Below are 12,766 nucleotides of genomic sequence, written 5' to 3' on the forward strand. Positions count from 1 at the left end.
CGCCGTGGCCGGGTACGGCGCCACCGTCCTGGAGTACCTCCTCGGCGCCGAGGGCGGCTGGGCCTGGGTGATCACACCGGCCGGCCGGATCGACGCCGTCCGCCTGACGTTGACCCGCGAGCACCTCGCGACCATGGTGGCCGCCCTGCCGGCGGCGCTGCGGGGGCCCGACGGCGGGCGGGCGGTGCTCGCCGAGCTGTCCGAGGCGTTGATCGGGCCGCTGCCACCCGGGCTGCTGCCACCGCCCGGGGCGCCACTGGCCGTGGTCCCGCACGGCGACCTGTTCGGCGTGCCGTTCGCCGCCCTGCGCGACGGCATGGACGGCCGGTACCTGCACGAGCGGTACGCCCTCGTGATGTTGCCGTCGATCGGAACCATCCCGGCCGCGGGCCTCGTCGGGACACCGCCGGCCCGCCCGGATCACCTTCTTGCGGTGGCGAATCCGGCATTCGAGAGCCTCCCGAGCCGGGCGGACCCGAGCCGGGCGGATCCGAGCCGGGCGGATCCGAGCCTGGCAGACCCGAGCCTGGCAGACCCGAGCCTGGCAGACCCGGGTCGGGCGGACCCGAGCCCGGCGGGGCCGGCCGGGCTGGCGGCCCTGCCCGAGGTGGAGGCTGCGCTCCCCGCCTTCGCGAGGCTGCTGGCCCCGGGCGCGACCCGCCGCTTCACCGGAGAGCAGGCCACGCTCGCCCGGCTCGCCGAGGTCCGTCCAGGCGAACTCGTCCTGCTCGCCACCCACGGGATCGCGGACATTCGCGACCCGGCCAACTGCTTCCTGGCGCTCGCGGCCATGCCCGGTCATGACGGCCGGGCCCGGATCCACGAGATCGCCGCGCTGCCGCTCGACTCCCCGTTGGTCGCGTTGCTGGCCTGTTGGACGGCGGCCGGCCGGATCACCGGCGACGGCGTGCTCGGGCTCAGCCGGGCCTTCCTGCTCGCCGGGGCGAACAGCGTGCTGGCGAGCCTGTGGACGGTCGGCGAGGAGACCGGCACCCAGGTCGTCTACCGGATGCTCGCCGGATGGTTGCGGACGGGACACAGCCGCGCCGAGGCGTTGCGGTGCGCGCAGGCAGAGCTCGCTCGCCAGTACCCCGACCGGCCGTTGCTGTGGGCCGCCCTGCAGCTCACCGGCGCCTGGTCGTGACCGGGGTGACCGGCGTCCGGCGGGGAGAGCCGGTGATCGGAGCCCGACCGCGGGCCGGGCCGGCCGTCACCGGTCGTGGTCGTCGTCGGCGGCGTCGGCGATCCGGCGAAGCGTCGCCGCGTCCCGCACGACATAGCTGCGGTGGCCGCGGACGGCGACGACGCCCGCGCGCTTGAGTTCGGAAATGGTCTTCTGCACGGTGGGTTCGCTGGCGGTGATCAGATTGCCGAACTCGGGCTGGCTGAGGGGCAGGGCGATCAGAACACCGTCGCGCACCGGCTGGCCGTGCTGGGCGGCGAGGTCCAGGAACAGGCGGGCCAGCCGGGCCCGCGCCGGCCGGCTGCGGGTGACGCGGTCGTGCAGGTCGACCCGCAGGCGGCCCGCCAGCACCCGATCCAGCGCCTCCACCACCTCCGGTCGGGCCCGTCGGATCTGGCGGAAGTCGTCGGCCGGGATCCGCTGCGCCGTCACGGGCAGGGCGGCGGTGCCCGTCGCGGCCCGTGGCTGGTGCTCGATCATGGCCATTTCACCGATGACGTCCCCCGCGAAGCGGACCGCGACCAGCGCGGAGTCGCCGTTCTCGGACACCACGGTGATCTTGACGGCCCCGCTGATCAGCAGGAAGAGGGACGAGGTGCGCTCACCTTGGCGCATCAGGACGCCACCCAGCGGGAACTCCTGGCGCTGCCCGCGCGAGAGCAGTTCCTTGCGCGTGCCGGGGGTCAGACACCCGAGAAAGCTGGCCGGCGGCCAGGGATGCACGGACCTCACCGCCCGGGCCGGGGCCGACCGGCGGGCTGCCAGGATGCCCGGGGCAGCGCCGCCCGGCGCGGCAGTTCTCGACCCGGCAGTTCTCGGCCCGGCAGTTCTCGACCCGGCAGTTCTCGGCCCGGTAGTTCTTGGGGCAGTGCGATCGGCCATGGCTCCTCCGCTCTCGTCCTCGCGTCGACGGACGTCAGATCGGTGCCTGGCCGGCGTCGGCGCCCGGCTACGGGCCCTCCTGCTGGCGGGACTGGCCTCCGGCTTCCCTCCGTACCCAAAGGATCGCGCGGCGGAGCGAAGGGGAACAGGTAAAACTTCGCACTGTAGGCCGGCGTCCACGGGCCGGCGCGGGCTGCCGGCCGGCGTGCGCGCGCAGGGTTCGCGAGGCGGCCGGCCAGGGCGGGGCCGGCGGCGCGAGCCGGAACCAGTCGTAGGGCGGATGGCCGAGCTTGGGATGGCGTCGGTCGTGGACGTTCAGCGCCAGCCAGGCGGTGACGCAGCCGAGAATCAGGATCTTCCCCGCCAGTCGGGGGGCCGCCCGCGGGCCGAGCGGCGCGGCCAGGCCGGACAGGCCCGCACAGCAGACCAGGCAGCCGGCCAGCGGGTAGACGCCGAGCTGGTGCCACACCTTCGTCGGCGCCGTGGCCTGGGCCAGGGTGTAGTGCCCGGTCCGCACCTCCTCGACCCACTGGGCCAGTCCGAACAGCAGCCAGCCGCCCGCGAGGGTGGCGAGGCCGGTGCCCGTGACCACCGGCCGTACCGCGGCCGGCGGGCCGTCCGGCGAGAGCGCCACCCCGAGCGCCGCCGTCAGCGCGAGCAGCGGATCCCCGTAGATCAACGCCGTGTATTCGTCGGCGACCCGGATGCGCCGGCGCTCCAGCGTCGCGCCCAGCAGGATGTGCGCGCCGGGGGTGATCGCCAGGGTGGTGAGCAGGGTCGGCGGCGGTCCGTGGCGGACGACCGCCGCGATGGCCGCCGGCCAGTGCCCCGTCACGGCCGGGTCCGCGCCGGCCGGCCCGTCATCCGCGCCCCCGTTCCCGCAGCTGCCTGGCGAGCTCCGGGTCACGGAAGAAGGCCTGGTGCGTCTGGGCAAACGCGTGCATCGGCGTCAGCCGGCTCTGCTTGACCTCGGTGAGGGAGAGCGACTGGGTGACGGTCGGCAGGCCGTCCGTGGGATCGTCGAGCAGCCGCCGTTGCACGTCGACCATCGCCTCGAACCGGTCGCGCAGGAAGTTGTCCACCCGCCGCAGGGAGAAGTGCGCCTCGCGGGCCACCTCCGTCCGGCCGGCGAAGACGGTGAGCGCCCGCCAGATCAGCAGGTCGCCACTGGTCGGCACCAGCCGGTCGAGCAGTGACGCCCGGCCCACCGGCGGCCGGTACAGCGCCAGGTCCGGCGTCTCGTACGGCTGACCGGCGGCGAGCGTGTCGACCACCTTGCGGATCTCGGCGCTGCTCATGGTCTTGGGTACCAGCGCCAGCGGACGGAAGAACTGGAAGGCGGCGAGCACGAACAGGGCCCGGTTGTCCTCCGGCTTGTTCCAGTAGACGACCGCGGGGATGTGGTGTTCGGCCAGCAGCCGCAGGGCCGTCAGGCCGCTTTCCCGGACCCGCTTCCCGTAGTTCATGTCGACGAAGGCGAGGTCGAAGCTGTCGGTGCGCAGCAGCGCCTCGAGGTCGGCGGGGCTGCGGGCGCCGGCGACCTGGTACGGCCCGCCGACCGTGCCCATGGCGCCGAGCCCGACGGCCACCGCCTCCTCCCAGATGAGCACGTCGTCGACGACGACCACCCGCACGCCTCAGCCCTCCCCGCCCCGGACGCGGGCCGTCGCCGGCCCGGTCACCGGCTCCGTCGTCGGCTCTGTCGTCGGCTCCGTCACCGGCCGCAGGCCGATGCGATCCTGTTCCCGCCAGCGGGCGTGCGCCCACGTCCCCCGCGCGCCTGTCGCCGAGCGGTCGACCAGCGTGATCGCGCCGTCGTACCGGCGCAGACCGGCCTCCAGCGCGCGCAGGCTGCCCGCCGGCCCGCCGGGCAGGTGGCCGGGCAGGGTGCCGTCGGCCGTGGGCGCGATGCTGGTGGTCGCCGCGATCCCCGGCCCGTTGTCCGTCACCTCGACGTGGACCTCCCGGACTCCGCCGCGGATCGTCTTCCGGCAGGCCACCGACACCTCGCTCGCCCCGCTGCGCAGCGCGTTCGTGGCGAGGTCCGGCAGGACGCGCTGGGTGAGCTGGAAGTCGGTGGGGGACAGCACGACCGACATGGACGCCGCGTCGACGGTCATCCGGGGCTTGTCCGTGGCCGGCACGATGGCGGTGAAGGTCCGCCACAGCTCGTCGAAGGTCTGCGGCGCGTCAAGCGGTGGCGCGACGCCGGACAGGTCCCGCCGCACCGCCTCCACGTTGAGGATCGCCGCCCAGCTCAGCCGGCGGATCTCGGCGAGCTCCGGCTCCCGATCGAGGACGTGCTGGTGCAGCAGGACCAGCGGGCTCTTGATCAGGCTGTGGATGTCGGTGCCGGCGCTCTCGCGGGACTGCGTGGTCGCCCTGAGCACCTGCGCCGCGGACGACCGCAGCAGTACGTCGAACGCGGCCCAGGCCGGGTAGTACAGCAGCGGCGAGGCGGCCAGCAGCACCAGCACGGCGGACGGCACCTCGTGGCCGGTGTCGCTCCAGGGCCAGACGAACGCGGTCACCAGGCCGGCGAGGATCACCGGGATGGTCGGGCGGAAGATCCGCATGCCCCGGTCGGGTGGCTGCTCGCGGTTGTACCAGCCCGGATCGATGACGGCCTGCAACACGGCGTCCCACACATAGCCGATGGCCAGCACCGCGCCGGCCGTGCGCAGGGGCGCGGGCAGCCCGTGCACCGGCGTGACCCCGACGTACAGGGTGGTCGCGAGCGCCATCCCGAGCCCTTCGGCGAGGCCGGACGCGTCGACGGTCGCCCGGCCCTGCGTCGTGCTGAGATGCGCCGCGAGCCGCCCGGCGCCCGGCAGCCGGTCGAGCCGGTCGAGCGCCTCCTCGCTGGTGTGGGTGAAGGCGAGGAGCACGCCGGCGGTTGCGACGGTGAGACAGGCGGCGGCGCGCAGCAGCTCGTCCGCCGGCATCCAGCACAGCGTGACCCACATGGCGGCGAGCAGACCGGCTCGGATCCAGCAGCCCGCGGACCACAACGAGGCGGCCGCGACCACGGCGGTCTCGTAATGGGTAGTGCGGATGGCATCTGCGGTGTCCCCCGTCCCCACATCGCCATGCTCCTACGCCGCGCGGTGCGGTTGGCCGGAAGGTCCACATTCGCGCCTGCGCGGGCCTGGCGGAAGGGAAAACTTTGCACTCATGCCGGCTCTCGCGCCGGGTCGGGTGGCGGGTCCGGCGGCGGCAGCCACATCCAGGCCGCCAGCGCGGACCCGTCCGCTCCGGTGACGCGGACCTCCCGGAAGGCGGACGACCGCAGTTCCCAGCGATCGGTCTCGATGACACCGCGGTAGATCCGCTCCGAGACCAGGGCGACCAGGTCGACGTCCAACGCCTCGACCGGCAGGCGGGCGGCCCCGGTGCACAGCCGGCGCAGCGCGTCCACGACGTCGCCGACGAACCGCTCCTCCACCAGCGACGCCAGGCCCTCGTCGAACGCCACCCGAAGCCGGATGCGGCCACCGGCGGGACGCATCCTGTTGGTCCGCGTGGTGTACCGGCGCAGCAACCGCAGCAGGTCGGCGATCGTCTGCGGTTCGTCCAGGCCGCTGGCGAGCAGGATCACGGTGCCGTCGTCCTCGACCTGGCGGTTGAGCACGACGGCGTCGAGTCCCGCCCGGCGCAGTGCCGCGTCGAGGATCGTGGCATGCACCGACGCCCCGGCCGGCGGCATCCCGCTGTTCGCCGGGCCGGATTCGATGAACCGCGTGACCCCGACACCCAGCCGCCTGATGACCGGCGATCGCCTCACGACCCCGACCGTCTGGCTCTCGCACGCACAACCAACCTGCCCGCTGTCCCGTGCCCCGGTCGGGGCGACCGCCGACACGATCCCCGACCCGGACGCGAACGATCCCATCATCCGGCGGGATCGGCGGCCGGATCGTCAGCTACCGGGCCGGGCCCGGCCCGGGCCGGAACGCGAACGTCGATATCGACGTTCGGTTTCGGGACATGCCGCGGACGAATCGGCATTCGCGGTGCCGTTCAGCGCGGCCCGAAGTAGTGGCCGTGCGTCAGGTCCTCGAGGAGTCCCGGATACGCCGGCTCCCAGCCGAGCACCTTGCGCGTCACCTCGCTGGAGGTGGGGTTGTCCACCCCCACGAACGCGCCGAGAAAGGAGAAGCGCGTACTCGCGTCCGAGGCGGCGACGGTGGCCACGGGAACGCCGGCGCCGCGCCCGATGGCGGTCGCGATGTCACGGAAGGGGATGCCCTCGTCGGCGACCGCGTGGAGCCGGCTCCCGGCCGGGGCGCCCTCCAGGGCCAGCAGGTACACCCGCGCGGCGTCGAGTGTGTGCACCGCCGGCCACCGGTTGGCCCCGTCCCCGACGTACGCCGACACGCCGGCCTGGCGGGCGACGCCGATCAGGATGTGCGCGAAGCCGTGGTGATCGAGCGAGCTGTGCACGATCGGGGGGAGCCGGACGATCGACGACCGTACGCCGCGTTCGGCGAGCCCGATCACGAAGTTCTCGGCGTCGACCCGCGGACCGGCGGAGGCGAAGTCGGCCTCGGTGCCCGGCCGTCCCGTGATGCCCGCGAGGGTGAGCATGAGCGTGCCGGAGGAGGTGACGAGCGGCTTGCCCGTGCCTTCGAGCGCGGAGGCGAGCGCCTTGATGGCGGCGAAGTCGGCGGCAACCGCGGCGGGGAAGTCGCCGGCTCCCATCAGGTCGTGCCTGAAGGCGAGGTGGATGACGCCGTCGGCCGCCCCGGCGGCCGCCCGCAGTCCGTCGAGATCGTCCAGGTCGCCGCGCCAGACCTCGGCGCCGGCGGCCACGAGCGCCTCGGCGGAGCCGTCCGACCGCGCCAGCCCCACGACCTCGTGCCCTGCCTGCAGCAGCTCCGGCACGACCGCCGAGCCGATGTGCCCGGACGCGCCGGTCACGAAAACACGCATGGGAATCCTCCCGGAAAACCTGATGTCACCTGGTGCCATCACCCTAGCATGGTGATGGCACCAGGTGACATCGCTAGTCTGGTCGCATGGGCAGATGGCAGCCGGATGCGCGAGTGCGGCTGCAGGAGGCGGCCCTGGCCCTCTACGGCGAACGTGGGTACGAGGAGACCACCGTCGCGGGCATCGCGGAACGCGCCGGGCTGACGAAGCGAACGTTCTTCCGGTATTTCACGGACAAGCGCGAGGTGCTGTTCTGGGGCTCGGAGCTCCTCGAGCAGCAGATGGTGGCCGCCATCGAGGCCGCCCCCGCGTCCGCCTCGGCTCTCGGCCTGATCGGCGCGGCGCTGGACGCCGCCGCCGTCCGGTTCGAAGAGGTCCGTGAGTTCGCCGGCACGCGGCACCGGATCATCGCCGCCAGCCGCGAGCTGCAGGAACGCGAGCTGATCAAGGCCGCGTCACTGGCCGCCGCGATGGCGGGGGCGCTGCGCGCCCGGGGGCTCGGCGACACCGCCGCCACCCTCGCCGCCCTCATGGGCACGACCATCATGCACGTCGCCTTCAAGCGTTGGGTCGATGACCCGGACCAGACACCGTTCCAGCAGATCGCCAGGGACGCCCTGGCGCAGCTCCGGGAGATCGCCTCTACCGGATAGTTTCAAAGCCTCGCATCCCGAACGGGCCGAGATGCCTCACCCGCCGATGAACCGCCGCCCCACGCAGGCCTGCGCGACTTCCCGCACAAGCCCGTTCACGGCGCCGTCAAGGCCGCTCTGGCGAGCTGTGTTGCCGCACATGGGAGACGGGAGGAATGCCGACTTCCTGCCACTCTTACGTATAGCACACTGGGGGGCTTGCGGCAAGACCCGGGTCGTACCGCAGAATCGTCGGCGAAAGCCAGAACCTGCGGAAATCAGGGATTCGCGAAGTACGTGTTGCTCGCGGGTGTGCGCCGCCGGACCGTGCGGAGCCGCTGGCCGAAATGAAATCTCGATGAATTGGCGGCTTATGATTGACGTAATCATTGTCGGTGGGGGGCCGACCGGCTTGATGCTGGCCGGTGAGTTGCGGCTGCACGGCGTGCACGCGCTCGTGGTGGACAGCGAGGCGGCGCCGACCGGGCACGCCCGTGCACTGGGCCTGCACGTGCGCAGCATCGAGGTGATGGACCAGCGCGGTCTGCTGGAGCGGTTTCTCACGCTCGGCAAGCAGTACGCGGTCGGTGGTTTCTTCGCCGGCATCACCAAGGCGTGGCCGGACCGATTGGACACCGCGCATTCGTACATCCTCGGCATCCCGCAGAACAGCACCGAGCGGCTGCTGACAGAGCACGCCACCGAGCTCGGCGCCGAGCTCCGGCGCGGCACTGCATTGGTCGGACTGAGCCAGGACGAACACGGGGTGACCGCCACGCTGGCAGACGGCACTCGGCTGCGCTCGCGCTACCTCGTCGGCTGCGACGGTGGGCGCAGCACGGTGCGCAAACTGCTCGGTGTCGGCTTTCCCGGCGAGCCCACCAGGGTCGAGACGTTGCTGGGCGAGGTGGAGGTGACCGTGCCGCCGCAGACGCTGGCCGCCGTGGTGGCCGACGTCCGCAGGACCCACGCGAGGTTCGGGGCCATCCCCATCGGCGACGGGGTGTATCGCATCATCGTGCCTGCCGAGGGGGTGGCCGAGGACCGCTCGGTGCCGCCGACCCTCGAGGAGTTCAGACAGCGGGTGCGGGTGTTCGCCGGCACCGACTTCGGCGCGCACTCACCGCGCTGGCTCTCCCGCTTCGGCGATGCCACCCGGCTGGCCGAGCGCTACCGAACCGGCCGCGTGCTGCTGGCCGGCGACGCGGCGCACATCCACCCGCCGATGGGCGGCCAGGGCCTCAACCTCGGTCTCCAGGACGCCTTTAACCTCGGCTGGAAACTGGCCGCCGAGATCGGCGGCTGGGCACCGAAGGGGCTGCTGGACAGCTACCACACCGAACGGCACCCGGTCGCCGCCGACGTGCTGGACAACACCCGCGCGCAGGCCGTGCTGCTGTCCCCCGAGCCGGGGCCGGCGTCAGTGCGCCGGCTGGTGTCGGAACTGATGGACTTCGACGAGGTGAATCGATACCTGATCGAAAAGATCACTGCGATCGGGATCCGCTACGACTTCGGCGACGAGCATGCGCTCGTCGGCCGCCGGATGCGGGATGTCGGGCTGAAGCGCGGTCGCCTCTACGGGCTGATGCACGGCGGCCGCGGACTGCTGCTCGACCAGACCGGCCGGCTTTCGGCGGCGGGGTGGACAGATCGGGTCGACCACGTCGTCGACGTCAGCGAGGAACTGGACGTGCCCGCGGCGCTGCTGCGGCCGGACGGCCACGTGGCGTGGGTCGGCGACGACCAGCAGGATCTGCTCGACCAGCTCCCACGGTGGTTCGGCGCCGCCGTCGGCTGAGTCGGACCGTGCATTCCCCGGTTGATCCGCCCCACGCTGGCCGGTGACCGGCCAGCGTGGGGCGGGGTACGGGTGTGTCAGCGCGGAAGCGACTTGTAGAAGACCAGGCCGTTGCCCTTGTTGTCGTACACCACGGCGCGGCGCTCGTGCGCGTCGTCGTACGGGCCCTTCACGATGGCGCCGCCGTTTTCCTCGATCGCCTTGGCCGCGCCGTCGACGTCGTCGGTCTTGATGCCCACGACGACCTGGCCGTGGATGGGGTGATCGATCGCGGTGGCCAGGGCGATGGTCACCGAGCCGCCGTCGAGAGCCGCGTAGTGGGCGCCGTCGCGGAACTTCAGCGGGAAGCCGAGAGTCTCGGTGTAGAACTTGATCGACTCTTCGAGATCGTCCGTCGACAGGACGATCATCCGAACCTGCTGGTCGCTCATGGGTGCCTCCTATGACCGAATCGGTTCGACGACCCGCACCGGGATGGAGCCGAACCGGTGGGTTCGCGGATCGCGCGATTACTGGTACATCAACAACCTAGACCTCTCGGCCGTGCCGTAGACGCAGTCGCGGGCCGCGTCCGGCAGCCGGGGTTCGGGCGTCCTGACAGGCTGGCGATGGTCAGCGCATGATGCCGGTGTGGCCGAGGGAGTAGCGCCCGGGCTGCGGCCAGACGGCGAGCCCGTGCGGCTCGTGGCCGACGGGGATCTTGGTCAGTAGCCGGCCGGTCGTCGGGTCCGATCCGCCCTGGGCGCCGGTGTCGAACACGTAGACGACATTGCTGCGCCGCCCGGACAGCCACAGCCGGGTCCCATCGGCGTTGACGTTGCCCATGTCGGGGGTGCCGCCGCCGGGGATGGGCCAGGTGGCGACGATCTGCCTGGTGGCGAAGGAGATCACGGACACGGAGCCCTGGTCGCCGTGGTGGGGGAACGGGACCATGTCGGAGGTCATCATGCCGCCCCGGTTGGCGACGTAGAGGTAGCGGCCGTCGCGGCTGGGGTACATCCCGTGGGCCTCCGGCCCGGTCGGGACGAAGCCGATCTTGGTGAAGGTGTCGCCGTCGATGAGGTCGACGCCGCCCGCGTTCATGTCGGCGACGTACCAGACCCGGCCCGCGGGCTCGATCTTGATGTCCTGGGGGGCGGCGGCGCGCCCGAGGTCGAGGTACCCCAGGACGCGCTGGTGGGCGAGATCTATCTTGACGAGCCGGCCGGCGAACTCGCAGGTGGCGATCGCGTAGGCGCCGTCCGGGGAGAAGTCGACGTGGTTCACGCCCGCGCACAGGCTGCCCACGTCGAGGCTGTGTCGTAGGGCGAAGGTGTGCGGGTCGCGAAAGTCGATGCGGTGGATCGCCTCGGCGATGACCATCGCGTTCGTGCCGTCGGGGGTGAAGTACAGGTTGTAGGGGTCCGCGACCGGCACGGCCGGGCCGGCGAGCCGCCCGGTCCTCGGGTCGATCGGCGACAGGCTGTTTCCGAGATTGTTGTTCACCCACAGTGTCCGCAGATCCCAGGACGGCACCACATGCTGCGGGGCGCGTCCGGTGCGGTAGGAGGCCACCACGCGCAGGGACTGCTGGTCGATGACGCTGACGGTGCCGTCGGCGAGATTCGGCACGTAGACGAGCGCCGGATCGTCCTTCACGACCGGGCTCAGCATGCCGCCGTGCGCATGGGCGTAGACGTCCACGGCCGGCAGCGTCTCGTCGCCGTGTCCGGTGGCCGAGCTTGCCGGCAGGTGCGATGGCGGCATGGACGAGGCGCCGGCCGGGTGGGCGTGCGAGGCATCAGCGTGCGAGACATCGGCGTGCGAGACATCGGCGCTTGCGTCGCCGCCGCCGGAGGCGATCAGGACGATGGCGCCAAGAGCGAGGATCAGGACCGCCGCCCCGGCCGCGATCATCGGCCCCCGCTGCCGGAATGCGTGCAGGTCGCGATGGCGATTGGGGGATCCCCGGGCTGCCACCGGGCCAGCCTAGTCAAGCCGGCTCCCACCCATCCCGTCGACCTGCTGCAGCCACCCTCGGACCACCGCATCTTTCCCGGTCCAGCCGGATCCTGACATCAACTATCCGGTTTACCGGCCCTGTTGGTCGGGATTCTTCCGTCTTGCCCCCCGATGGTGCGGTACGCCGCAGGCCCTGTCATGACCATGATTCATAGAATGTCGGCCTATGGACCGAAGAGTGCTTCTGTCGCTGCTGAGCATCGGTGCGGCGCAGGCCCTCATCGGCTGCTCGGCCCACGCCGCGCCCAGCGACTCCGCCGTTCGTGGTCCCGACATCGCCCCGACCGCGCCGACCACGGCGGCGTCGGCGTCGGCGACGGCGTCCGTGGCGCCGATCGCCGCAGCGGTCCCCGGAGCCGACGCAGGCCCGCTGCCGTCGCCCGTGCCGATTCCCGCCCCGCATCCGGGCCCTGCGGTCGTCGTCTCCCACGCACCCGGGCGGACCCGGCAAATCGCCCTGACGATCGACGACGGCTACGACGCCACGACGGTCGCCGGCTACGTGGCGTTCGCCCAGCGATCGAAGATCCCCATCACGTTCTCGCCGAACGGCGCCTACCGGGGGGTCTGGGATCGCCATGCCGAGGTCCTGCGCCCGCTGGTCGAAGCCGGCCAGCTGCAGATCGGCAACCACACCTGGACCCACAAGAACCTGCTGCACGAGACGGACGCGGCGATCCGCGCCGACATCGAGAAGAACGAGCAGTGGATCCAGCGGACCTTCGGGATCACCAGCCGGCCCTGGTTCCGTCCGCCCTACGGCGCCCACAACCATCACGTCGACGGACTCGCCGGCGAACTCGGATACACCCGCATCCTGCTGTGGGACGGCAGCTTCGGCGACTCGACCCTGATCACCCCGGAACAGCTCGTCGGGCTCGCCCGGCAGTACCTCCAGCCAGGCACGATCATGCTCGGCCATGCCAACCACCAGACCGTCCTCGGCCTGTTCGACCAGATCGAGCAGCTGATCGAGCAGCGTCAGCTGGAGCCCGTCACCCTGGACACCATGTTCGGCACGTCCCGGGCCGTCGGCTGACCGCACGCCGCACGCCCATACCGCACGCCCACACCGCCCGCCGCACTCCGCCCGCCGCTTTCGGCCGACGGCGGCAGGCCCGGCCCGGCCCGGCCCGGATGGAGGGTGGTCGGCCGCAATCCCGGGCCGGGTAGCCTGCGCCCATGCCCGAGTCGGTCTCCCGTGATTCCTCGCGTCGGCGCTTCCTTGCCGGGGCCGGCGCGATGGTCGCCGCCACGGGCCTGGGGGGCTGCGGCGCCGCCGGATACACTCGCGCCGAACCATCCTGTGTTTCTTTTAAAAATAATAAGCTGGCG

The 12,766-nt window shown here is 72.1% G+C and carries 12 protein-coding genes; 4 read left to right on the forward strand and 8 right to left on the reverse strand.

The features are described 5' to 3' along the window. Positions 1-1,144 (forward strand): CHAT domain-containing protein (locus tag ND748_RS14745; protein ID WP_251746380.1); only part of this gene is annotated, 1,144 nt, incomplete at its 5' end. A gap of 66 nt (positions 1,145-1,210) precedes the next feature. Here ND748_RS14745 and ND748_RS14750 read toward each other — a convergent pair. The 6 genes from ND748_RS14750 to ND748_RS14775 form a co-directional block, all read right to left on the reverse strand. Then, positions 1,211-1,906, reverse strand: coding sequence for a Crp/Fnr family transcriptional regulator (locus ND748_RS14750; RefSeq protein WP_251746381.1), 696 nt, complete (start codon positions 1,904-1,906; stop codon positions 1,211-1,213). Positions 1,907-2,132: 226 nt separating this feature from the next. Further along, positions 2,133-2,900: a hypothetical protein gene (locus ND748_RS14755; RefSeq protein ID WP_251746382.1), complete on the reverse strand. Its 768-nt coding sequence runs from the start codon at positions 2,898-2,900 to the stop codon at positions 2,133-2,135. Between the two features lie 25 nt (positions 2,901-2,925). Next, positions 2,926-3,699, reverse strand: a complete 774-nt coding sequence (locus ND748_RS14760; protein WP_251746383.1) for a hypothetical protein — start codon at positions 3,697-3,699, stop codon at positions 2,926-2,928. A 3-nt stretch (positions 3,700-3,702) separates the two neighbouring features. Next, positions 3,703-5,148, reverse strand: a complete 1,446-nt coding sequence (locus tag ND748_RS14765) for a hypothetical protein (protein ID WP_251746384.1) — start codon at positions 5,146-5,148, stop codon at positions 3,703-3,705. An 89-nt stretch (positions 5,149-5,237) separates the two neighbouring features. Then, on the reverse strand, positions 5,238-5,849 hold the full coding sequence (locus ND748_RS14770; protein ID WP_251746385.1) for a hypothetical protein: 612 nt from the start codon (positions 5,847-5,849) through the stop codon (positions 5,238-5,240). Positions 5,850-6,085: 236 nt separating this feature from the next. Beyond that, entirely contained in the window at positions 6,086-6,997 is a 912-nt protein-coding gene (locus ND748_RS14775) for an SDR family oxidoreductase (protein ID WP_251746386.1), read from the reverse strand. A gap of 86 nt (positions 6,998-7,083) precedes the next feature. On the opposite strand from ND748_RS14775, the gene ND748_RS14780 reads away from it, so the two are divergent. Continuing rightward, complete coding sequence (locus ND748_RS14780) at positions 7,084-7,650, forward strand: TetR family transcriptional regulator (protein ID WP_285902130.1); 567 nt, start codon at positions 7,084-7,086, stop codon at positions 7,648-7,650. A 352-nt stretch (positions 7,651-8,002) separates the two neighbouring features. Then, on the forward strand, positions 8,003-9,430 hold the full coding sequence (gene rox / locus ND748_RS14785; protein WP_251746388.1) for a rifampin monooxygenase: 1,428 nt from the start codon (positions 8,003-8,005) through the stop codon (positions 9,428-9,430). Positions 9,431-9,507: 77 nt separating this feature from the next. Here the strand turns inward: rox and ND748_RS14790 are convergent, their stop codons facing one another. Together ND748_RS14790 and ND748_RS14795 are read right to left on the reverse strand one after the other, a co-directional pair. After that, a complete protein-coding gene (locus tag ND748_RS14790; RefSeq protein WP_251746389.1) occupies positions 9,508-9,861 on the reverse strand; it encodes a VOC family protein in 354 nt (117 codons plus the stop codon). A 181-nt stretch (positions 9,862-10,042) separates the two neighbouring features. Beyond that, positions 10,043-11,326, reverse strand: coding sequence for a YncE family protein (locus tag ND748_RS14795; protein ID WP_251746390.1), 1,284 nt, complete (start codon positions 11,324-11,326; stop codon positions 10,043-10,045). A 283-nt stretch (positions 11,327-11,609) separates the two neighbouring features. On the opposite strand from ND748_RS14795, the gene ND748_RS14800 reads away from it, so the two are divergent. Continuing rightward, positions 11,610-12,470, forward strand: a complete 861-nt coding sequence (locus ND748_RS14800; RefSeq protein ID WP_251746391.1) for a polysaccharide deacetylase family protein — start codon at positions 11,610-11,612, stop codon at positions 12,468-12,470. The last annotated feature ends 296 nt before the right edge of the window (positions 12,471-12,766 follow it).

Origin of the sequence: Frankia sp. AiPs1, from assembly GCF_023716945.1 — a bacterium.
In the GTDB taxonomy this organism is placed as follows: domain Bacteria; phylum Actinomycetota; class Actinomycetes; order Frankiales; family Frankiaceae; genus Frankia.

Coding starts and splice junctions, on each gene's coding strand:
- ND748_RS14775 (WP_251746386.1), bottom strand. CDS start 6,997: ATGCGTGTTTTCGTGACCGGCGCGTCCGGGCACATCGGCTCGGCGGTC.
- ND748_RS14780 (WP_285902130.1), top strand. CDS start 7,084: ATGGGCAGATGGCAGCCGGATGCGCGAGTGCGGCTGCAGGAGGCGGCC.
- rox (WP_251746388.1), top strand. CDS start 8,003: ATGATTGACGTAATCATTGTCGGTGGGGGGCCGACCGGCTTGATGCTG.
- ND748_RS14790 (WP_251746389.1), bottom strand. CDS start 9,861: ATGAGCGACCAGCAGGTTCGGATGATCGTCCTGTCGACGGACGATCTC.
- ND748_RS14795 (WP_251746390.1), bottom strand. CDS start 11,326: ATGATCGCGGCCGGGGCGGCGGTCCTGATCCTCGCTCTTGGCGCCATC.